The following is a 24606-nucleotide window of genomic DNA, read 5'->3' as shown; positions in this document are numbered from 1 at the left end:
TTATACTCAAAGGAGAGATATAACACATGCAACGCTTTAAGAGACCGTTCGTTTGGCTGATGCTGGCGGCTTTGATCGTTTCTATGTTCCCAGGTAAATACACGCCCATAGCGGCAGCGGCTACCACGAGCTCCACGACTTTCTTCAGTCCGGATGATCTCACATTACGTAATACTGTTCTGTTGAAACAGGATGTTGTAGCAACAACAGCTAATCCTAATCCTGAGGGACTTATTGACCGTTCTAGTGTTTACAAAGTAAGTAGCCCTACCTTTTCAATTACAGGAACCTACTCTCAGGTAACATCTTCCACGATGAAGGTTACTGTAGAGCAGCTTACAAAAGATAGTCAATCTAATAAATGGGTAACAGATGCTACTCACCTGACTACGGGAGCGGTAACAACAGATACCAATAGCCCGGATAACCGTTTTGTAGCATCTGGTCTTGTTTTGTATACAGGTTTTAATAAGGTGACCTTTTCTGGTATGCAAGGGAATCTCCAACGTTCAGAATCATTTTATGTTCTTTATGATAAAGTTCCCTATGTAACAGAATTAAAAGTTTTGGGTGGTCCTTCTGCGCTTAATTTAAATGAAGGAACACAAGTTGTCGTACCAGTATCTACAGTTACTCTTCAAGGTAAAGTAACGAATGCCACTAAAGTCAGTGTCTCCGTGAATGGAGGAACTGCATTACAAACTTCCCTATTGGAAGACGGAACATTTTTCACCCCCGCGCTGAACTTGAGTCCGGGATTAAGTACGCTTAAGATTGTTATTCAAAATGCTTCGGATTCAATAACAATAGACAGATCCGTATATTTCTTTGATAAGGATCAACCGTACGCTTCTTTGAACATCAACCACGACAATGCGGACTATAATATCTTAAATGATAATGTGCCTACGTTGACTGCTGATTTGACTCCAAGTGTTGCAGGTTTTACTGGACAGATCTTAGTTCCATATAACGTGGCTCCGTTTGCAACAAATGCTGTGCTAACTCTTAATAAAGGTAATAGTTCCGAAAAAGTTGTAACGATTAGTGCTGTGACAGAAGAATTAACAATTCCTGGTCCTGATGGCGTTACGCCAACGTATAAATTGGTTAAATTTAAGACTGCAGCTGATTTAGAAATCTTGGCGGGTGTAAATGACTTTAAATTGTCTGTCGATTATGGCAGCCACAGCAGTTCTCATCTTTATTCATATAAATTTTTGAAAAATGAGACTGTTATAACAGAAATGTACTACCTTCCTGGATATACAGGCTCAGGTGATCTTACCAATATCTCTAAATTGCCATTGAATGGCCAACAGTTAGAGACGGATAGTTTCTATATAATGGCGAAGACAAATAGATCAACAACCCCGGCAGATATAACTGCAAACTATTTGCCATTGAGTAATAAACCACTATCCATAGATTATGTAACTGCAGGCACAGGAACAAATGAATATATTTATAAAATATCAGGGTTCTCTAATGGTCAACAAAAGGTACAATTCCGTTATAAAGGATCAGAATCCTTCTATAATGCTGATATTTCATATGTATCGAAAAACTATATATATGTAAGTAATCTGCAAGATGGTCAGACCTACGAATTCGATTCCAGTGTAGAAAGAAAACTTAATGTTTCTGGGGAATATATCGGGTTCGAAAATATAGAAAATGCACAAGTGCAAATTAACGGCACAGACAGTAACTCATTAACTAGCAATCCTTTTAAGCTTGAAGTAGAAAAAAACTCAACAGTAAATAAAACAACTTTTAATTTCACTGTGACAATCAGTCAGACGGGACCACTGGTATACGGTGAGAATAAAATCGTATTTACTGGAGTCTCAAGAGATAATGCTGGTAACCAACGTATTATCAAAAAAGAACTTAAAATCTACATCATTGATACCAATATTTCTGGGGTAAAACAATTCCATCCTACTTTAGGGGATAATCGTTTACCATTTACAACTACAACCCTTTCTAATGAAGTCGAGCGTAATGCCATGCTGGCATTGCCAGCTGAAATTGTATATAAGGATGAAAAATATACAACAAGCAAAGATAAATTCGACTTGGTACTACAAGGTAGTGGTGCTACAACGCTGAATCTTTATCAGGGCTCTACTCTGGTGTTTACTTCGACGGGGCAAGATAAGCTGCTAATTGACGGTACGGAAACCGCTGGACCTATTGGTCCTAAACGTTATCCTGATGAAGTGGCTGCAAATGGTTTGTATTATGACTACATTGGCAGTGCTAAAAACTTTATTTTAAGATTACGTGACATTAAGTTTGATGCCCCAGGAAGTCAAGTTTATACCCTAGAGCTTATTAACAAAACAGGGGCAAGAACTACACAACGTCTTGAAGTAGTGCGGGAAGTTGCTCCATATCGTCTTTTGTCACCTGTAGCGACAGTAGGTGAGCAAATTGTTGTTAACAAAAACTTTGTTCGTTTTGATATTGAGGCTGAAGGTGCCACTAAAGTAATAATTGGCAAAGAAGAAGCAATAAAACGTACGGATTTGCCAAATCAAGATCGCTTCACCTATGATTATGTGGGTTTAAAAGCAGACAAATCGAATCCTATTAAGATACAAGTGGTTCGTGCTAACTCCACAATAAGCGATACCATAAATGTGTATTATGCCAGTGCTGTGCAGATTGATACACAATATATGGCGGAGAAGGTAGCTACGAAGTATAGTGTCTTTAATAAAACCTTGGAATTGAACTTCCCTAAAGGTACGATTATGAAGGGATATACTAGCTCTGGTGCTGCAAAATATTATCCTAATACAAAACTGTTGTTTGGTATCGCGGATCCCGCTGATGGCGTTGTTGAACGTAAGAATGATTACGGGAACATTATCAACGTAACGGGTAGTGACGACAGAACCGAAGGCGGGGGCGGGCAGCTTGTGATTCCACAGGATCTTGCCCTGCGCTTTACATCAACCGTCTCTACTAATAACTTTTCGAGAGTATCGGATATCTATTGGCTTAGTGGTGGTCTAGGAAATGATGGCGTTAATCTTGAGACCAACGGGGTTACCCCACATTTCGTGGATGCCAGTGGAAAGACTGGATACTTTACACAGTATAGTCAAACAAGAAAAATCGTACCTTCCCAACGTGGTGAATTGACGCTTACTTTCAACTCCAGCATTGTGGATGAAGTGGGATCGACTATTACAGTATTCCGATATACAGATTCAGGTAAGTGGGAGAATTTGGGCGGGGTCGTAGATACGAAAAAACATACCATCACCGTTCCATTCGATGAATTTGGTTATTACACTGTTATGAAGCTGCGCCGTGGTTTTGTTGATATTACGAATCATCCATGGGGCAGAAATATAATGAATGGATTGTATTCCAAAGGGTTTATGACTAATCTTCGAGCAGATGCATTCGGGGCGGATGATTTGACCACTCGTGGTGAATTCGCTACATTGTTGGTGAAATCATTAAGTATTCCTTTGAACTATGATGCTAATAAACAAACCTTCTTTGATATTGTGCCAGAAGCCGTCGCGGCCACATGGGATTTCAAACACATTGAGACAGCTGCTAGGGCAGGTATTGTTACAGGCCTCAGTGATGGCTTCTTTGGGCCTGATCAAGCCTTAACACGTGAACAAGCCGCTGTAATGATAGCTAGGGCGTTGAAACTCAAGATGTCTTTGAATGACAGTAAACTGCTGGCAAGCTTAAGCAAATCATTTGTTGATACAAGCAATATGGATTTCTACTCACGTCCTGCAATTGAAGCTATATCTAAAGCTAAGATTATGGAAGGAAGCGCTGTGACTGTTACAGGCCAAAAGAAGCCCGTCTATAACTTTAACCCGAAGGGTAAGTTGACTAGAGCAGAGGCCGGTAAGATTACTGTGGCACTCTTACAGAAGAGTACAAGCATCTTCCCTAAGAACTTTAACTAAAGAATAAAAAAAGTGCTCCGGCCTGCGAAAAGTATTCGTAGGTCGGAGTTTTGATGTAAAGATAACAATTACCAGCGACATAAATTTTGTAATCTGCACCGATTTACGATACAATAATGTAGAAAATATTATTTTCTGAAAGGTGAAAGCCATCGATGAAACCGATTTTATCAAAAGCACAGTTGGATTACATGAAAGCCAAGAATATGTTTGAGAATAGAGCAAAAGTGTTGGAGAAGGAAATTGCAGCTAAACGGGCACTACAGGAGATCACTCAAGAGGTCATGGAAGAACTTGTACAAGCAACAGGATTCCACGATTCATACAACGAGCTTGTTGTTACTGAGAATGCTCTGATCGAATGGTCTCATACTACAATCAAGCATGAGAAGAGCTACCGCGAGAACCGCGCAGCTATTGATGCAATGTATGACAATGTGAACTCGAGTCCTGAGAAGCGTCAGGAATTGATCCAATTATCTATGAAGATTCGTTAGAAACAATGTAATAGAAGCAAGCGTCGGCAACGGCGCTTTTTTTGTTTTTTGTAGGAATGTTTAAATTAATAGTACAAGTGTTAATGATTCTTAGTAAATATTGCATAATGACGTTTAGAAAGCGACTATGATATACTGTTTTCCGTAGGCACCCATGATTAACAATAGTTAGTAGAACATACATATGTATCTTCTAATGGGATCACACCGGAAAATATAAAAAAGAAGATTTTTTTTGAGAAACCGCAACTTTTTCAAATCTTCTGCGTTTAAGGTGTAGAGTCATTTACACAGGGGCTCAAATTAACCGCTGGTAAAGCCAATTTAACAAAATGGAAAAATTAGCTTTACGTGACTTGAGGCACATTGTATAATACTTAGGTATAATTAGGAATCTAGTATTGTCATGTCCTAAAATCGTTTACCAGTTTCTGTGATACCCGTCACAGACATTATTTATACTTAATTTGCTCAACTCGGGAAAGGGGGTGCATCGGCTAATGAGTGACATGAGCTACTCAACTAAAGAAAAATCTCAGTTTATGAACGTCCAAGGAGGAGAAAAAAAGGTTATGAAGAAAATTTTATCCGTAGCATTATCTACAGCAATGGCATTCTCGATGTTTGCCTCTGTAGCGTTTGGTGACGCAGCAACAACTCCGCAACAAAAATTTGATGCTTTGGCAGCGAAAGGTATTCTCAACGGATACCCAGATGGTCAAGCTCACCTTGAAAAAGATCTTACTCGTGCTGAGTTCGCGAAGATCGTTACTAAATTGTTCGACCTTACTGAAGTAAGTAACAAATTGTCTTACAAAGACAAAGGTTACAACGCATCGAACTGGGCTGTGCCTTACATCGAAGCTGTTACTGCAGTAAACTACATGCAAGGTAAAGATACTGTTAAAGGTATCTTCGATTACAACGGTAAAGTAACAGTTGAAGAAGTTGCGGCTGTATTGTTCCGCGCTTTGAAATTGGAACAACCAACTACAACTGATAACTCTGCATCCGCATGGGCTAAAGGTTATGCTCAAGCAGTAATCAATGCAGGTTTGGTTGCTAAAGACACTAACTTCAAAGCTAACGCTAGCCGTTCTTTGGTAGTTGAAACAGCTTATGCTGTTGATCAATTGAGCCAAGCAGCTACAATCGTTTCTGCTGAAGCATTGAGCCCAACTAAAGTAGTTGTTACTTTCTCTGACAAAACTACTACAACTGTTGAATTGACAACTGCTCTTGTAGCAGGCGTTGAAACTACAATCAACTTCAAACACAATGATCATGATTACACTACAAAAGTAACTTTGGCAGCTCCTAAGGTTGTTTCCGCAGAAGCTCCAAATGCTAAACAAGTAGTAATCAAATTTAACCGTTCAATCGATGTTGATACACTGGCTGAATCCAGCAAAGTTATCGACGGCGTAGTAAAAGTAACTAAAGTGGGTAGTGATGTTAACGAAGTAGCTAATGCTAATGTTACCTTCAACGCTGACAACACTGAAGCTGTTATTACCCTGCCAGGAGTTAAATTCCTTAAAGGTAACTACACTGTAGTTCTTAACGATGCTGTAACAACAACATCTGCTGAAGCTATCCCAGCTTACACACAACTGATCACTGTTGCTGATACAGTTGCTCCAACACTTGCTTCTGCTAGCTCTACTGCAAAAGCAACTACTAAAGATGTATACGTGAAATTCAGCGAACCAGTTAAAACTACTGGTATTGTTGCTTACGTAAATGGTCAAGTTGCTACTGTAACTGTAACAAATGATACTTACACTGAGTATAAATTGTCTGCAGGAACATTGGATAGCGGCAAAACTTACGATGTATCGTTGCTTAACGTTACTGACTTTGCAGGTAATGTAGCTAATCCTAACCCAATCAAAACTACTGTAACTGTAGTTTCTGACGTTGCTGCTCCAGTAATCAAGAGCGTAACTCCAGTAAGTGACAAGTATGTTGAAGTTGAGTTCGACAAAACAGTTGATCGTGCTTCTTTGGTTGGTAATGTTCGCTTGTTGAACTCCGTTGGTGAAAGCCAAGGTACGTTCCAAGTGTTGACTACTGACAATGGCAAGAAGTTCACCCTTCAAAGCCCATTGACTAGCTTCCCTTCAACTGGAACTTTCACTGGTTCTGTAGTATTCGGAGCTTCTGTAAAAGATACTCTGGGTAACATTTTGGGAACAGCTGCTAGCCAAGCAATTACCTTTACTAAAGACACTGTAGCTCCTACTGTAACTGGTGTTACTTACACAACTACAGCTGTTAATAAAGGTCTGGTTCTGAAATTCTCTGAAAATGTTGTATACAAAGGTAAAGGCACCCTGCAACTGATTAATGATACTACTGGTGAAGCTACAACTGTACTTCACAATTCTAGTCTTGTTAAAGGTAGCGGAAGTACTTTCACTATCACTGGTGTAAGTGTACCAACTGCTGGTAGCTACACATTGCGTATTCCTGCAGGATTGTTCGTAGATAAATCCTACAGTGCAAATGAACTGACTGCTGCAGTATTGCCTGTAACAATCGGATCTACTTCAACTGACGATAAAGCTCCAGAATTGTTGGTTGTTAATGGCGCTGCTCCTATCAAGTTCTATGATAGCAAATCTGTTGGTGATGACACTTATGGTGATGCTTTGATCACTGTTGATCTGTTTGATGCTAGCGGTTTGAAATCATCCACAATTCTTGATAAAAACAGCTACACATTGAACAATGCTGGTCTTCCAAGCACTTCTTACGTTACAATTAAAACATTGAACGAAAAAGGCGAAGAAGTATCATCTGCTACTAACCCAACTCGTGCTCGTGCATATGTATATATCCCTAGCTCCAGCATCACAGAAACTAAAGACTATGTCTTTGCTGTGAATGGTGTTACTGATACTGCTGGTAACGTAATCGATGGTACAGTTGCACAACAAAAAGGTAAGCTGACTAGCAGAATTAGCCCTGCGTTTGATTCAGCTGTAGTATCCAGCGGAGGTTCAACTGAACTGATTCTCGGATTCTCCAAAGACCTGAATGAAGCTACAACTGAAGCTGACTTGAAAGCGAACCTGGAATTCTACATCAACACTGATGTTAATTCTAGCAACAAAATTTCATCAGATAACATTCTTTCTATCACTCCGATTAAATACGGATCTGATAAAGGAAAATGGTCTGTTAAATTCTCCAAGAAAATCATTGATTCCGCTGCTGGTGCTAAAGAAGAACTTGATCTTAACGCCAACGGTGTTAACAGAATCATTGTTAAAGTTAAGAAAGACGCTGCAATCTTCGATGCTGATGGCAACAAGATCAAAGGCGAAACAGAAATCTCCGCTAAGTAATCTCCGATTACCGAAGCACAGAATAGCCTCTTCGGAGGCTATTCTTTTTTTATAGGTTTTTATCCCCAATAATGAGGAGGAACTTCTTTGAAATCGGTATGGAAAGTAACAACCGCTGCTGTATTGCTGGCTGGTGGTATATGGGCTGGGTCTTTGCTAAACATTACTGCTGAAGGTGCAGGTGTTGGTTCTCAGCCTGGCACAACGGATGATCCTGTAGTTACTAAAAGCTACGTCGATCAGCAAATTCAGAAAGCACTTTCAGGTGGTGCAGTGACGACTCCGGTAGCGACTGCTACACCTGCGCCTAGTGCAACCACAGCGCCAGTAGCTACACCTGGTCAAAATAGTAGTAATGAATCTGTGATTGTTGATGTGAAGCCTGGCCAAACTTTAATTGCTTCTGCAGGCGCTGAATTTATCGTTCGCGCGGGTAAAGCAGTAATCGTTTCACAAGATGCGAATGGTGTGGCCGATTTAACAGATGGTAAAGATCTTACAAATGGACTAGCTGCACCATCTAACCACTTATTGTCCTTCCCTCGTGATGGTCGTGGTATAGCTGTTCAAGAGGGTCAAACCCTTGGTCTTGTTGTGATGGTTCGTGGTGGATATACCTTGAAATAATGTGTAATGATATATATTCATAATGCCCGTAAACGGACTTAATCATACCTTCAAACTGTTTTCCAAAGTTACAAATCATTGGCGCGATTGAAGATTAAGTGATGGACGCACAATATTCCTGTAATCTTACAAATTCACAGGAGGTGCTGTAACATGGCACGTAATAATCGTACAGTCGTACCTGAAAGTCGGACAATGCTGAAACAAATGCAATATGAAATTGCAGCTGAATTTGGTTTATATGGGGCTCATTATGGAGGCGGGGCAGACACGGAGTTTGCTTCTGAGTTAGGAGCAGTCGGAGGTAGTGGTTCTGGCCGTAGTCAGTACCTTGGGCATCTGAGTTCAAGGGATAATGGGTCTGTTGGAGGAGAAATTACGAAGAGACTCATTAAGCAAGCTGAACAGTCTCTTTTTCAATAATATCAGGGGTTAGGATACCCTTATTCCTTATCTGATATTGCTTTTTTATAGCGTGAAATCAATATTCATACTCTCACGGGGGGCTCTGTGTTTAATTGACACCACCCCCTAAATAAGATAATATGACTTTTGAGGAAAGCCTTAGACCTTTTCCATATGGAAAAGGTTCATTTTTTGAAGAGTTTAGTGAATGCAGGCATTAAATTTTGCGAAAATCCTTCATAAAAAGAAATCAGGCAAACCTGAATTATTTATATTATTTAGTTTAATTATTTGGCCTGTTATCATTAAGGAATCCCTTATACAGTGTCAGACTAACCATATGGGAGGTTGTTATACTTGTCTATTAAAGGGCGTCATTTGTTTACTTCTGAGTCCGTTACGGAAGGGCATCCGGATAAAATCTGTGACCAGATTTCCGACGCAGTATTGGATGCATTTTTAGTTAATGATCCTAATGCACGTGTAGCCTGCGAAGTAGCAGTAGCAACAGGTCTTGTACTGGTGATCGGGGAAATCAGTACCAAATCAGAGTATGTTGATATTCCTGCCATCGTACGCAATACCATCAAAGAAATTGGATACACACGTGCAAAATATGGTTTCGACTATAATACATGTGCTGTATTGAGTTCTCTTAACGAGCAGTCCGCTGATATTGCCCAAGGTGTTAACTCTGCTTTAGAACACCGGGATCCTGCTCAAGTAGCTGAAGAAACAGCTAATATTGGTGCGGGCGATCAAGGACTCATGTTTGGTTTTGCTACGAACGAGACACCTGAACTGATGCCACTGCCGATTGCTTTATCACATCGTATTGCACGTCGGTTATCTGAAGTTCGTAAGAACGGAACCTTGGACTATCTTCGTCCAGACGGCAAAACACAAGTTACAATTGAGTATCAAGATGAAAAACCTGTACGCGTAGACGCTATCGTAGTATCTACACAACATGCAGAGGAAATTTCTCTTGAACAAATTCAGGCGGATATTAAAGAACATGTTATTTTGCCTGTTGTTCCTGCGGAACTGCTTGATGCAGAAACCAAATACTTTATTAACCCAACCGGACGTTTTGTTATTGGGGGTCCTCAAGGGGATGCTGGTCTAACTGGCCGTAAGATTATCGTAGATACATACGGCGGATATGCTCGTCATGGCGGCGGAGCATTCTCAGGTAAGGATCCAACTAAAGTGGACCGTTCTGCGGCTTACGCGGCTCGTTATGTAGCTAAGAATCTTGTAGCTGCTGGTTTGGCCGACAAATGTGAGATCCAACTTGCCTATGCCATCGGTGTAGCTACTCCTGTCTCGATAAATGTGGATACATACGGAACAGGTAAAATCAGTGAAGAGAAAATGGTTCAACTGATCAGCAACAACTTTGATCTTCGCCCTGCGGGCATCATTTCTATGCTTGATTTGCGTAAACCGATTTACAGACAAACTGCAGCTTACGGTCATTTCGGACGTACTGATGTAGATCTTCCATGGGAACGCGTAGATAAAGCAGAATTGCTAAGAGATCAAGCAGGGTTGTAATTCATCATACGGTCTTATAATATGTTAACCCGCAAGTTGGCCTTGGTGTCAGCTCTGCGGGTTATTTTGCGTGCGAAAACGAGCAGGGCTAGTGAATCTAACCATAGAGAAGTAGACTACTAAACTTTGCCAGCCTTTTAGCCGAAATATAAGAATATACATAAAGACGATAGTATGGCTTGAGAGGAGTCTATCACGGAATGAAAAGAAAAATTTCAATATGGACGGCACTTATTCTAGCGGGAGAGTTAGTACTTGGTTCGGGTTATCCTGCTATTGGAATAGGGAATTCAGCAGTGTACGCTGCATCAGAGTTTGGTATAACAGTCTCACCAGCGCCTGGAGCAAGTTATGTAACTATCGGATCATCCCTTAGACTGAGCTTTGATCGTCAAGTAAACCCGCAGTCAGGTGAAATTACTATTACGGGTCAAGGTGATAGCTCACCTTTTTTAACGATTCCTATTGGTAGTTATGGTCTTATTGGTAGTTCAAAAGATTACGAGCTTAAGCTAAATCAACAGTTTACTTCAAACAAGACTTATACAGTGACAATCCCTAAGGGGTTGTTCAAGGATAATGATGGTAATGAGTCAGATGTTACTTCATGGGCATTTACCACTGCGCCTGAGAGTAATACAGCGATTACGGCAGGTAACTTTTCACCTGCTAATAATACAAGAGTGGATGCAGGAGCCCTTAAGGAGCTAAGTCTAACCTTAAATAAAAACCTGATAAAAGGTGGAGGTTCCATCCGGATTTTGTCGTCTGCAGATAATGCAACCGTACAAGAGTTCAAAATTAAGGATGATGATACTAGAGTCAACGTTCAGACTGATGCTAACTCTACTACAGTTAAACTAACATTGGATAAAACATTGGCCTCCGGAAGTAACTATTATGTTCTTATAGATTCTTATGCTTTTAAGGATGTTGATAATCGAACGTATTCCGGAATTTCAAGCGGTGATGTGTGGAGCTTCTCTACTAAAGGTGTGGCAGAGATTCCAGTGACTCCTGCACCGGCAAACGGATCAGGTGGGGTGTCTACCACTGGTGCCCTACAGCTTACATTTGATCGTCCTATGATGCCTGCAGCTGGAACCATAACAGTATCTCCAGGTGCAGCTAACGATGCTAGAACGAGATGGCTTAATGTAAACTCCCCAGCCGTTACAGGAGGAAGCAGCAGAACTATAACATTGCTTCCAGCATCAGCAGCATCACCCTTGCTAAACAGTACGCAGTATACGGTGACGATACCGCAGGGAGCTTTTTACGATCAAGACGGAAATGTATTTCCAGCTTCGGGTGCGTATACCTGGACATTTACAACGGCTTCTTTGACAGGACTTAACGTAAGTGCGCTAAATCCAGCTGACCGGAGTGAATCCATAGCTAACAACAGATCATTTTCTGTCACATTCAATCGTAATGTGAATTATAACAGTGCTGTGGAAAATGGTGTAGCGCTTTATAAAAGTGGTGGAGCACAGGTTGCGGTTACTGTTAACCGGAGTACAACTGCTGCAAACGAATATGTAATTACGCCTAAAACAGCTTTAGATAGCGACTCAACCTATTATATTGATATTGCTAAAGGAGCTTTTGTAGACGCTATTGATGCTAGTGTTATCTATGATGGACTAAGCGGCAAAAATTCATGGAGCTTCCGGACCTTGTCTCAGGATAAAACAGCTCCACAGCTCACATCTGCATCACTCGAGAACAATCGGACCATTCGTTTAAAATACAATGAGAGTCTCAACTCTTCCATTGCACTGTTGATCTCCAGCTTTGGTGCTACGGTGAATGATGAGAATCGTACAATTGAAAGTGTCTATATCCAGGGAGACAGCGCCTATGTGGTACTCAGTACAGGGGTAGCGGTTGGACAGAACGTGAAGGTTAGCTATACAGGTGGTCTGCGGACCATTCAAGATCCAAGCGGAAATGCAGCCAGCACCTTTAGCTCAAAGCAGGTTACTAACACTATCGAGTCCTCCATGCCTACACCAAAAGATGGACGGATCACAGGTAGAACTGTAGCGTTGAATTTCAATGACTCTTTAAAGGCAGTTTCCTCTTACGCACATAGTCAGTTTCTAGTGACTTCAGATGGGGGATCTCTAGGGGTCAACTCCATAAGCTCCAGCGGGAACACTGTATATTTAGGGTTAAATAGCGATGCTTCTAATGGCCAGACCGTTCGTGTCTCCTATTATGCAGGCTCTTATCCTTTGCAGAATTCTTTTGGACAAAATATTGCGGATTTCACAGATTTCTACATTCGCAACAGCAACGATACAATTCCACCCGTGTTCCAAAGTGCAACCGGAGGTGGCAATAAAATCCTTCTGAATTACAATGAAGGCTTGTCAACGACAAACCTCCCGATGAACAGCCAGTTCTCTGTGCTTGTTGGCAGCACTCCTAACTATGTTACGAATGTATCCGTCAGTGGCTCACAGGTCACGCTAACGCTCCAGAGTGCTTTGACGGTGAATCAGAATGTTACGTTATCCTATGTTCCGGGGACTACCGGAATAAGCGATTTAAATGGAAACCGTGCAGCTTATATTAACCTGCAGCCTGTGTCCATCTCGGAAAATAGCGGCACTAGCATACCTGAGATTAGTTCTGCCACCATCAATGGCGACGAGCTTACGGTTACATTCAGTAAAAACATGCAGGCATCTGGTTCCCTCTATGCTAATCAGTTCGGAGTTAGAGCAGATGGAAGCAGTATGGGTGTACAAAACTACACTTTGTCAGGGGATATTTTAAAAATAACAACATCCTCAGCAGTAAAAACCGGGCAAACTGTTGATTTGTCTTATATGTCAGGTTCAGGTACGATCAAGGATTTAAGTGGTAATATACTGTCCTCCTTCTCTTCACTTTCTGTTAAGAACCTAACCGGCGTGAGCACCGGAACGGGAAATCGTCCATCCTATCTAGGGACGATTGCAACAAGTGAGTTTGGAAAAGAATACGCGCTGCTGAAGAGTGACTCTTCACAAATCGTGGATGACCGTTCGTTATACAATCAATCTGTAAAAAGATATACCTTAAACACAGATCGCCTGACGGCCAGTTTTGAATATCTGTATAAGGCAAGTAGTGATACATTAGCTTTTGAGGTGCCTGCTACAGAACAATCGGCCTATGTGACTGTTCCTTTAAAGCCTTTGCTTGATGCTGTAAATCGCAGTAAAACCACAAAATTTATGATACGTTATGGCGATCACTTATATAGCGTAGGATTAGACGATATCGATATGAACGGATTAGCGACAAGCTTGATTGCAGACAGTAAAAATATCTCGCTGGTGTTCCGCTTAGAAAAGGTTCCGGCAGGTACGTTCTCCCCATTTGAGCAAAAGCTAAAAACTATGGGGATGCAGAGCGTTACTAGTCTTATGGATGTCCGGGTGACTGCGATAGTAAGCAGCAATTATTCTAATGCTAAGGCATTATCGGTACCTGGAGAATACACTGTGCGTACAACTTCTTCATTGAACAATGCGCAGACATCTGCTGCTAGACTGGATCTTTCCTATTACGATGCAGCCTATCTGCCAACAAAAGTAAGTACGGTAGGTAGCTATACGATTATTCGTGCTCGTACGGAGGGTAATCAGGTGTTAGGAACCTTTATATCAACCCGGGCCTTTTCAGATATGAGTAGACATTGGAGTAATTCAATCGTAGCTGAGCTTAGTGCAAAGACTATCATCGATAGCAGTTACGGGACTACATTTGGTCCAGAAAAAAAGATTACCCGTGCAGAGTTTGCAGTAATGCTTAGCCGGGGACTTGGTTTGCTAGGCGATCGCGAGACCGCACAGCGCTTCCGGGATGTGCAGCCTTCCACACAAACGGGAGACTATATTGGTGCAGCAGCTAAGGCAGGTATTATTACAGGCAACACGGATGGCTCCTTCCGGCCTAATGATAATATCACTCGTGAGCAGATGGCAATCATGATGATTCGGGCAATGGAATACACCAAACATCCTATTACATTAAGCGGCACTTCTGCCTCAACACTGGCTCGCTTTAAGGATAAGTCCAAAATTCAGAATCAAAGTGCAGAATTCGTAGCTAAAGCTGTGCAATCGGGGATTATTTTGGGAATGACCACAAGTGAGTTCCAGCCTCAGGGTAATGCCACTCGTGCACAAGCTGCTGTGATGTTGCATCGGATGCTGAAGCAAACAGATTATTTATAGAATAAATAGATTGGTAAAGCCTGGCATTCTGCTGGGCTTTTTTTATGTTAACAGTTTGTGTTACGAGACTCTATAAAGCTTGAAATCTCTCAATTTCGCAACTTTTTCGCTTATTTTCAGTCTATTAAAAGAGTACTAGAAAAATAGGAACCAGTTTCCAGACTTTTGATAACGGACTTGAAGAGTAAAAAAGAGATGGGAGAGTTACGTCGAAATGAATGAAGTTTTCATGGAGAAGAAGAGTAGAGAAGTTGTTCGGGGAATGAAATTATCATCTACTAAAAAATGGGTTGCCGCTTCATTAGCAGGTGTGTTGTGGATTATGCCGGTAATTGGCAGTGAAGGCTTAGCTATGTTTGGTCATAGTTCCACACCAATTGCTGCCGCAGCCACATCTAATTTTAAAGTAAGCAAGCTGGGAGAAGAAGTAATTACTTCGGGCGCCATTATGATGAAATACAAATATACGGCTACACGTTCAGGAGCGAGCGCTTCTGGCTTGGCGGATGTTATTCGCGTTGACCTCAACAATCCATATGTTTCTTTAGATGTTATGACAGGTAAAGGTGGAAACCTGACAACACGTCAAAGTACTGGTGGGATGGCTAAGGAAACTGGAGCCGTGGCTGCAGTAAACGGAGATTATTTTAATACAGGCGGGGAAGGTGCTCCGATTGGTGGACAAGTATCCAGTGGAGTATTGGTATCCACCCCTTCGCAATTGGATGGAATGTATGCCTTTGCAGTGACTAAGGACCGTAAGCCTCTTATTGATGAGTTCAGCTTTGAAGGAATGATAACCGCACCTGACGGCGCACAGTTTGAGATATCCGGTATCAATAAAGGTGCTTATAGTCCTGAAGGTGGGAGCTCGACTTATAGCCATGCTAATGCAATGTATATCTATACGGATGTATGGACCGCACTCGATCGTCCCAAAAACAGCTCAACCACACCGACAGAGGTGCTCGTTGAGAACGGCGTAGTTACTCAAATATCTGAAAATGCTGCGCTTCCTACAGCGGTTCCAAAGGGAGCTTATATTTTGCGGGCCCATGGCTTAGCCGCACGGTATGTTACTGCCCATCTGACTGTTGGACAACCGGTAACAAGTGTGTACTCCCTGAAATCCAAGACTACGCAGCAATCGCTAGATCCTGCTAATCTGCAAACAATGATTGGTGGACATACGATTCTTGTGAATAACGGAAAAGCTGCAACGTTCTCTCGCTCGACTAGCAGTATTGGCGGTTATCGTGCACGTACGGCTTTAGGATACTCTCAGGATGGACGTTATGTATATATCATAGCTACTGAAAAAAATGGCAACAGCTCAGGAATGTCATTGACCGAGCTGCAATCTTTTATGACCAATATTGGAGTCTGGAAAGGGCTTAACTTAGACGGAGGCGGCTCTACAACGATGGTAGACCGGCCTCTTGGTGAAAGCTCAGCCACACTAACCTTTAATACAGAGTATGGCACAGAGCAGCGCAGCATTGTTAACGCGCTTGGTGTTTATACTAACGCACCACAAGGTGAAGTAAAAGGAATTAAAATTAGCGGAAGCACTTCGCTATTAGTTGGACAAAAGGCTACTTATTCGTTAAAAGGTTATGACACTTACTATAACCCTATAGATGTAGCAGCAGGCAATCCTACTTGGACATCAAGTGGAGGAAGCGCAACTGTAAGTGCAGGAGAAGTAACGGCAGTGAAGCCAGGCACCGTTACCTTAACGGCTAAAAGCGGCGTAGCAAGCGCTTCTACAACCCTTACAGTCTTGGGTGGAGATGATCTATCCAGCATGAGTGTAGGCACTGCTACAGCGCCACTGACAGCTGGGACAACTGTATCTGTCCCTGTAAAGGCCGCTACGAAGAGTGGAGCAACCATAAGCGTTCCAGATTCAGCGCTGAAGTGGGAGTTTGTAGGCTTTAAGGGAGTCGTGCAAAATGGCAAGCTTACTGTAAACTCTGTGGATGCAGGGGTTACTACAGGTTACGCTATTGCTCGTTATGATGGATTTAGCACAGCGGTTGTATTATCGACAGCAGCAGCTACAACATGGGAAGATTTCGAGAAGGTAAGTTATCCAGTCAACTTTACTACCAATGTGCCAGCGGTACAGGGGACTGCAACAATAGTAGACGGATCGGCTGAAAGAGTAGGCTCCAAGGTGCTGTCACTCAGTTATGATATGACGGCTGGCAGCGGTAAAATGTACGCTTATGCTCAACTTAACGGCACAAGTGGAAAAGCCGTTCCAGCGCTTGCAACTTCGATGTCAGTTGATGTGATGGGCGATATGAGCTTAAATTGGCTGCGTGCTGAGTTTGTAGACAATAGTGGAGCTACAGCCTATGTAGATCTTGCGAAGATTATCGATTGGAACGGTTGGAAGAACATAAACATCGACTTGTCAGGATCAGGGATTAAATTCCCGGCTACGCTGAAGAGACTTTATGTAGTCAATGTAGAGGAAGGCCAAGATGAACGGGCGAAGACAGGTACCGTTGCTTTTGATAATATCACCTTCACAATGCCTTCACTTTCCAGTGATGCAGGGTTACCAAAGGGTACGGCTTCGATGAGCATCGGCTCCAAAGCAATGACCGTAAACGGAAATAAGAAGGCTATTGATGTAGCTCCAATTGTGAAAGACGGCAGTACTTATGTGCCGATCCGTTATGTGCTGGATGCTTTTGGAGGGAATGCTACCTGGGATCAGGTGAATAAGAAGATCATGGTGTTGCGCGGAGCCAAGGCACTGGATCTGACGGTAAATAAAAAGGAATACCTGTTAAATGGTAAGCGACAAAGTGCTGAAGTAGCACCTATTATTTTACAGGGTAGGACTTTAGTACCTCTTAGACTGGTTTCTGAACAGTTAGGATTAACTGTAAAATGGGAACAGAAAACGAAGACCGTAACTATCGAATCGTGATATGTTAATATATAAGGAAAACCTTAATACGATCCGATAGAAAAGGGGCAAGCATCCGTGGAATTTCAAGCCGATGCGATTGATCGCGTTATTAAAAATACCATCGACGTGATGGAGAGCAGCAAGTATCAGATTTTTGAAATATTGCAGGTTGCACGTGATGAACTTGCTGCACTCAACAAGGAACTGCAGCGGGTCATGGACGAAACGGATGAAACATTGAAAAAGGTAGACAAGCTGGAGCTACAGTATCACCGCTCCAGAATCCGGCTGACAGAGGTCAGCCGGGACTTTGTCCGCTACTCAGAGAAGGATATCCGTATTGCTTATGAGAAGGCTACGGAGCTTCAGCTCGAACTCATGATGACGCGTGAGCGAGAGGTCTATCTTCGAAGCAGACGTGATGAATTACAAATGCGAGTGCGCAGTGTCGAAAATTCTGTAGAGCGTGCAGAGTCAATTGGTTCGCAAATGAGCGTAGTGCTCGAATATTTGTCGGGAGAACTAGGCCAAGTGACGAGAATTGTCGAATCTGCGAAGAACAGACAGATGATCGGACTCAAAATTATCCTGGCTCAAGAAGAAGAACGGAAGAGAATTGCCCGGGAAATTCATGATGGTCCCGCTCAAATGCTGGCAAATCTAGTCCTTAGGACGGAAATTGTAGAAAGAATGCTGGTAAAGCAGGAATTTGGGCTGGTGCAGGACGAAGTAGTAGATTTAAAAGGGCAGGTACGTAACAGCCTGGAAGAAATGCGTAAGGTTATTTTTAATTTACGACCGATGGCTCTCGATGATTTGGGCTTAATTCCGACTTTGCGGAAATATGTGCATGATTTTGAAGAGAAAACGAAACTGCGGACGACTTTGGAAACCCGAGGACAGGAACACCGACTATCTTCAGCGATGGAGGCGGCGGTATACCGTCTGGTTCAGGAAGCATTGTCTAATGCAGCAAAACATGCCTACCCAAGCTTCGTATTGGTGGAGATTACATACCAAGCGCAGTTAATTAAGATTGTGATTAAAGATAACGGATTAGGCTTTAATGTACAAAAGTTAAAAAATCAGCAAGGTAATCGGGAAAGCTTCGGGCTAGTAGGTATGCGGGAACGTGTAGAACTGCTTGAGGGAAGAATGGAAATTGTATCAGCCGAGAATCAGGGGACAACAATCGTGATCCATATTCCGACGAATGTGGAGAAGGGGAAGGAGTAGTGTGATGGAGAACTTAAACTCTAGTAAAACGCCCATTAAGGTTCTTTTGGCGGATGATCATCAGCTTTTTCGTGAAGGGCTGAAACGCATTTTGAATATGGAGGAGGATATCGAGGTCATAGGGGAGTGCGGCGACGGTATTCAGGTATTAGAGTTTTGTAACGGGACTAAACCGGACATCGTATTGATGGACATCAATATGCCTGTTGAGAACGGCGTAGAAGCCACTCAAAAACTTCGGGAAATGTTCCCGGAGGTTAAGGTAATTATTTTATCCATTCATGATGATGAGAGTTATGTATTTGAAACCCTTCGTAAGGGCGCCAATGGTTATTTATTGAAGGATATGGAGGCCGAATCCCTTATTAATGCCATTCGTTCGGTCTGTGAAGGACATGCCTTTATCCATCCAAAGGTTACTGGAAAGCTTATCAATCAATTGCGGCGTATGACTTACCTTAACGAGACTGGTGTAACTACAGATACAGTGGTGAAGGAAGCTGGTGTTAAATTTATTGCTGGCGATAACAATCCTCTGACCCGCCGTGAAGCAGAAGTGCTGCGTCTAATGGCTGAAGGTAAGAGCAATAAAATGATCGGTGAATATTTATTCATTAGTGAAAAAACAGTTAAAAACCATGTTAGCAGTATTTTGCAAAAAATGGAAGTGGATGATCGGACTCAAGCCGTTATTAATTCGATTAAATATGGCTGGGTAACCTTGTAAAAGCTTCACAGTAATACGTTACATATAGGAAAGAAATTAAGTAGACACAGCTTGCTTCCCTGATGGGTGTTCTAGGCAGTCACCGACCTTTTAATGCCGGCATATAGTGTTGGTATACAGAGGAGGTGCATCTCCATGGTAGCCCAGTTGATATGGATTGCGGTTGTTTATGTATCCGCTGCAGTGATGATTCATATGTTGCATAACCGGCAGAAGGTGCGTAAAACACCGCAGTCCGGAAAATGGATTCATTATATTTTTATTACCCGCAATCATGAATCTGTTGTGGAATGGTACATTCGGGCACTGACATTTCAAGCTCTTCTAACTGGAAAACGATTGCGAGTAACGTTCATGGATGATGGTTCGAGCGATGGAACACTTGGGATAGTTTCCAAAATGGCCGCTAGCGGCTGCTCTATCGATCTTGCAACATCTTTGTACTCTCTTCAGATGAGTGAAGAATTGCAGCATGAAGGAATTGTAGTAGACTTGCGGCTGTCAGGGCAGTCTGTATCGCTGCCTTTTATGGGGATGGCAGGAAGTAGGGGATGCGAATCAAAGCGCAACAGATCTTAAGTAAATATGTAAGTAACGGGTGAAGCACACTCTCCAAGAACTGGGGGAGTGTGCTTTTTGCGTTTGGGGAGACGGAGTCGTGAATTTGGGATCAAATATGGAGCTGCTAAGTACAAGCGAAAGGTAGGAGGGATTATTATGCAAGTCGCTGTATATGCTGTGGAATGCAAGGGGAGCTGGAGGGTTAGAATTTCATTAGATCTTAGGGTAGATAGATGGTGGTGGTCTGTAGCTAGACCGGAGAAGAAAGATGGGAGTTCCTTAGCGGCGAATAGTTTGGTTCTGCTTTCTTCTGCGTTGCCGCTAAGTTGGGCTGTGAAGCTCCGGGACAGCTTCAAACAAAGAAGCGTAATGAGCACCTGGGCGATTAAGGAGTGGGGGCAATATATTAATAGAATGCTCGAGGCTGAGTTGAGAGAGGAGAAAGAGGCAGGGGGACTGTGGGAGTCACAGTGGCTGAATGATGGAATATTCATATGGAAGCCTAATAAATCGAGTTTCGGAATAGAACAGGACAATAAGAAGAACGAAAGGTATTGCGGGAGTGAAAAAAAGGGTTTTGATTCTGGATTGCTAGAATTCGATTCAGAGCAATTATTGCGGGCTGTGGCCGGGCGCTCTTTATTGGAGCCGGAAGTAGAAGCGCTGCTGGCAGAAGAATTGCCAGAGCTAGGGGGTTGCTGGCGCCAGGCGGCACAACTGGCGCATCTACAGGGGCGGCTGTTGCTTACAGCCGCCGTAGGCAGTGCGCCCCCGGCTGCGCACGGGGCGCGGGCCCGCCAGCTCCCTGCGGGAGCTGGCGTTATGATGCGTGCGGCGGCTAGGCTGCCGCACATATTGCGGCGCGGCGCTGTCGCTCGCCGCGCGGTTTCGCGCTGCCTGCGTTGCGGCAGCGTCCCCACCGGTCGCACGGTATGCGCCGCGTGCGGGCTTATGGGCTGCGCCTATTGCGAGGCCTGCCTCGCGCTTGGGCGCAGCCGGGCTTGTGCGCTGCTGTTGCGCAGCGCAGCACTTCCGGCCGTGCGGTGCACGGCCGCCCTTGACCCCGCCGCGGCCGCAGGCCGGTGGGGGCTGAGCCCAGCGCAGGCGGGAGCCGCTGGCACTGCGCTGGGTTTTCTGGCGGAGCCGCGCAAGCGGTCCGCCAGTACCTGCCCAGAGCGGTTTCTGCTCTGGGCGGTGACGGGAGCGGGGAAGACGGAGATGATCTTCCCACTCCTAGAGGCTGTGCTCGCCGCCGGAGGGCGGGCGCTGGTAGCGACGCCGCGCCGCGACGTCGTACTTGAGCTCGCGCCGCGGCTCGCCCGGGCTTTTCCGGCGGAGGACATCGCCGTACTTTATGGCGGCAGCGCAGATCGCTGGGTGAGCGGTCGCTTAACGCTCGCTACCACCCATCAGCTCCTGCGCTTCCATCAAGGTTTTGATCTCGTAATCATCGACGAGCTGGATGCGTTTCCCTACCACAATGATCCTATGTTGGCCTATGCCGCTGAACAAGCCTGTAAAGTGGACGGCTCTTCCATTTATTTATCAGCTACGCCACCACAAGAAATGCAGCGTTTGGTCCGGTTAGGCAAACTTCCACATGCCAGAGTGCCTGTCCGCTTCCATGGTCATCCCTTGCCTATCCCGCAGCATTTGAATATGCCTTCTGTTCTAACCTGTCTGAAGCGTGGAAGTATGCCAAGATCCCTTATACAGAATCTTCGAAAGTCACTGAACAGAAAAGCACAAATTTTTCTGTTTGTGTCTCGCATAGCTCATATCGAAGGTTTGCTGGTACTGCTTCGTCGGAGCTTTCCTGGCGTGGTTATTGAAGGCACCTCGTCCAAGGATTCATTTCGGGCAGAGAAGGTGACTGCTTTTCGCAACCGTATCATCTCTTTGTTAGTAACTACTACGATCCTGGAACGGGGAGTTACCGTGCCACGCAGTGATGTGTTTATTTTGGATGCAGACAGTGGCCTTTTTGACGAAGCTTCTTTGGTTCAGATGGCAGGCCGTGCCGGACGTTCTAAAGACGATCCTGATGGGCATGTTGTATTTGCCTCCCCACAGTGGAGCCGATCCCAGCGTGGAGCGATTGCTCAGATTCGTACTATGAATATCATCGCTCACCGCCAAGGATATATCAGTAAAGGTGGGGCTATATGAATCCCAAGCTTACAGGGTTACGAAAATCCCTGTCTTTCCTTCTTACCTCCTCCGCTCCTCAATGTCTAACTTGCGGGAAGTACAGCCCACAGTCCTCACAGCTGCCTGGTATCTGTAAGAATTGTGCGGAATCCATTCCTTGGATACGCACTCCACGTTGTTTGATATGTGGGCGGCATGTAGGCTGTCCAGACTGCACTCGCAGCGCTGAACCCACGCCAATTGTTTGTAACCGGAGTGCGGTAGCCTACACAAACGAGATGAGAGAATGGCTTGGTCAATACAAATATCGCGGGAATGAACGATATGCTCCTTTGCTTGGATTCATGCTGGATAGAGCTTATTTAACCCTAAAGGAGGAAAAGCAGCAGGGGGCTTCTTCATCCCAGAAGGCATCGTTTTTTCATCTTATTCAACATAAAAGGTACATAAAAAACAGCCTTTGGTCAGCTGATTTATTAGTTCCGGTACCTGTCAGTGATTCCAGGCTTCTAGAACGGGGCTTCAATCAAGCCGAAAGATTGGCCAATGTTCTATCTCGTCATAGGAAGATTCCTCAGCTACCGCTACTAATTCGTACGCATCATACGGTTAAGCAGAGCTTTAAAGGACGTGCGGAGCGACTGGCAGATATGAAGAATGCTTTTGGAGCGAATCCGGCAGTCTCCACACTATTTAAGGATTGGCTGAAAGATAACTCACCTATAAGCCGTCCTATTCGAATTATTATTGTTGATGATATCTATACAACGGGAAGCACGATTCGTGCTTGCGCCGAAATTCTAAAACAAATGGTTTCAAACCATGATTATGCTGCGGAAATCTATAGCCTAACCTGGGCGCGTTCCTAAAACGCGGAAAATGCATGATTGTGAACAGCTATATCCATTCCATTAAGGATTAGTTGCGGTTGGTAGCGTTTCTTCTGTCCCATAGACGAATTCCTTGCAATCATGTAATCTAGGAGCATAAGAATATTATGCATTGCACAGAATGTACGGAGAGGAGCGGCTGCTTGTTATGAATCTAGACAATTGTCCAAGGTGCGGCCGGTTGTTTGTCAAGAATCTTATGGGGTTGTGCCAGGCCTGTATCAAAGAGCTGGAGCATGAATATGAGATCTGCGTGAATTATTTACGGGAAAACAAAGGAACCAACATTCAGGAGCTCTCCGATGCTACGGGGATTTCTATTAAAGAGATTACCCGCTTTATTCGAGAAGGCCGGATTTCTATAGCTAATGCACCCAATATGATGTACCCTTGCGAAGTGTGTGGTACACTGATTCGGGATGGCCATATGTGTGACAGCTGTCGTAGTCGGCTCAGGAAAGATCTCACGAATGCTGTCAAGGAAAATTCTGCTGAGGATACTACTAAAAAGACATCTGATGGTGCATATCGTGCCATAGATAAGCTGCGTGACCTATAAAATCTGCAAAAAAACGTTTGCAGCTATAAAGAATGTTTCAGTCTACGCCGATAAACTTAGTAAAGATTATCGGCTTTTTTATATTAGAAGGAAGGTGGAAGTTATGAAAATTAACGAGACCGGACGAATTAACGCGATTAATCCGTATCAACGCAGCGCGGAAGCGCAAAGGCAGGAACAAATGAAGAAAAGCACACGCAAGGATGAGGTTTCGATCTCTGATGAAGCGATTCAACTCTTGCAAGCACAAAACACTGGCAAGAATGATCCAGAACGCGCACTTAAGATCGACAATCTAAAGCAGCAGGTCTCCGCAGGTACCTATCAAGTTGATGCATCTAAGCTAGCAGAGAAACTCGCCCCTTACTTTAAGCAATCCTCCGAGAATTAGGTGAAAACATCCATGGCATTGACGACATTAATAGAACTATTGGAGCGGCTAGATGGAGTGCATGTTCAAATGCTGGATCTGGCCGCTGAGAAGAAACAGACAATTATGGATAACAAGGTGGATGCGTTAATCGACATCCTTAACCGTGAATCCAAGCTAATGAAGGTAATTGGGCAGCTCGAGGAAGAGCGAATATTAGCCGCATATACCGTTTTGCAAGGTGTGGGTATTCGTTCTAACCTGAACCTGAACCTAACGGAGCTGTCCAGGCTTATATTTGACCCTGAAGACAAGGCACGACTGCTGCATATTCAGCAGAAGCTTTCGGGCACTTTGCATCGCCTGAAAGAAGCCAATGACCTAAATCAGAAGCTGATAGAGCAGTCGCTTACATTTATAGATTATTCTTTGGATCTGTTGGTCGGAAGACCAAATCAGGATATCACTTATCATCGTCCGTCCGACAAAGGCAACAACGTAAATCGGTCGGGGATTTTTGATGCACGAGGTTAGAATTGTACTGATGAAGTGT

At 43.7% G+C, this 24606-nt stretch carries 16 protein-coding genes; all 16 read left to right on the top strand.

Translation table 11 applies throughout. From position 1 onward, the window contains the following. Positions 1-26: 26 nt before the first annotated feature. Positions 27-3953 carry an S-layer homology domain-containing protein gene (locus tag PODO_RS27855; protein ID WP_038573627.1) on the top strand — a complete coding sequence of 1309 codons (3927 nt, stop codon included), beginning with the start codon at positions 27-29 and terminating at the stop codon, positions 3951-3953. Positions 3954-4108: 155 nt separating this feature from the next. Continuing rightward, positions 4109-4450: a hypothetical protein gene (locus tag PODO_RS27850; protein ID WP_036681520.1), complete on the top strand. Its 342-nt coding sequence runs from the start codon at positions 4109-4111 to the stop codon at positions 4448-4450. A 500-nt stretch (positions 4451-4950) separates the two neighbouring features. Next, positions 4951-7803, top strand: a complete 2853-nt coding sequence (locus PODO_RS30265; RefSeq protein ID WP_052097368.1) for an Ig-like domain-containing domain — start codon at positions 4951-4953, stop codon at positions 7801-7803. A gap of 87 nt (positions 7804-7890) precedes the next feature. Further along, complete coding sequence (locus tag PODO_RS27840; RefSeq protein WP_038573625.1) at positions 7891-8430, top strand: hypothetical protein; 540 nt, start codon at positions 7891-7893, stop codon at positions 8428-8430. 153 nt (positions 8431-8583) lie between these two features. Further along, entirely contained in the window at positions 8584-8853 is a 270-nt protein-coding gene (locus tag PODO_RS27835; protein ID WP_036681516.1) for an alpha/beta-type small acid-soluble spore protein, read from the top strand. 339 nt (positions 8854-9192) lie between these two features. Further along, positions 9193-10395, top strand: coding sequence for a methionine adenosyltransferase (metK, locus tag PODO_RS27830; protein ID WP_036681514.1), 1203 nt, complete (start codon positions 9193-9195; stop codon positions 10393-10395). 200 nt (positions 10396-10595) lie between these two features. Next, a complete protein-coding gene (locus tag PODO_RS27825) occupies positions 10596-14630 on the top strand; it encodes an Ig-like domain-containing protein (protein ID WP_052097366.1) in 4035 nt (1344 codons plus the stop codon). Positions 14631-14844: 214 nt separating this feature from the next. After that, a complete protein-coding gene (locus PODO_RS27820; protein ID WP_080742649.1) occupies positions 14845-17577 on the top strand; it encodes a stalk domain-containing protein in 2733 nt (910 codons plus the stop codon). A 57-nt stretch (positions 17578-17634) separates the two neighbouring features. Next, positions 17635-18795, top strand: a complete 1161-nt coding sequence (locus tag PODO_RS27815) for a sensor histidine kinase (protein WP_036681511.1) — start codon at positions 17635-17637, stop codon at positions 18793-18795. A gap of 4 nt (positions 18796-18799) precedes the next feature. Then, the gene (locus PODO_RS27810) at positions 18800-19522 is read left to right on the top strand and encodes a response regulator transcription factor (protein WP_036681509.1); all 723 of its coding nucleotides are present in this window, start codon (positions 18800-18802) and stop codon (positions 19520-19522) included. 135 nt (positions 19523-19657) lie between these two features. After that, the gene (locus PODO_RS27805; RefSeq protein WP_051491194.1) at positions 19658-20101 is read left to right on the top strand and encodes a glycosyltransferase family A protein; all 444 of its coding nucleotides are present in this window, start codon (positions 19658-19660) and stop codon (positions 20099-20101) included. Positions 20102-20239: 138 nt separating this feature from the next. Then, positions 20240-22252 carry an ATP-dependent helicase ComFA gene (locus PODO_RS27800; RefSeq protein ID WP_038573619.1) on the top strand — a complete coding sequence of 671 codons (2013 nt, stop codon included), beginning with the start codon at positions 20240-20242 and terminating at the stop codon, positions 22250-22252. Beyond that, complete coding sequence (locus PODO_RS27795) at positions 22249-23103, top strand: ComFC family protein (RefSeq protein WP_076099675.1); 855 nt, start codon at positions 22249-22251, stop codon at positions 23101-23103. The genes PODO_RS27800 and PODO_RS27795 overlap by 4 nt, the downstream gene beginning before the upstream one ends. Before the next feature lie 169 nt (positions 23104-23272). After that, the gene (locus PODO_RS27790) at positions 23273-23683 is read left to right on the top strand and encodes a TIGR03826 family flagellar region protein (RefSeq protein WP_038574933.1); all 411 of its coding nucleotides are present in this window, start codon (positions 23273-23275) and stop codon (positions 23681-23683) included. A gap of 103 nt (positions 23684-23786) precedes the next feature. Continuing rightward, positions 23787-24074: a flagellar biosynthesis anti-sigma factor FlgM gene (gene flgM, locus PODO_RS27785; protein WP_036678454.1), complete on the top strand. Its 288-nt coding sequence runs from the start codon at positions 23787-23789 to the stop codon at positions 24072-24074. Between the two features lie 12 nt (positions 24075-24086). Further along, on the top strand, positions 24087-24587 hold the full coding sequence (locus PODO_RS27780; protein WP_036678457.1) for a flagellar protein FlgN: 501 nt from the start codon (positions 24087-24089) through the stop codon (positions 24585-24587). The last annotated feature ends 19 nt before the right edge of the window (positions 24588-24606 follow it).

The organism is Paenibacillus odorifer (assembly GCF_000758725.1).
Taxonomy (GTDB): Bacteria; Bacillota; Bacilli; order Paenibacillales; family Paenibacillaceae; genus Paenibacillus_AQ; species Paenibacillus_AQ odorifer.
This window is presented reverse-complemented; position numbering and strand designations above follow the sequence as displayed.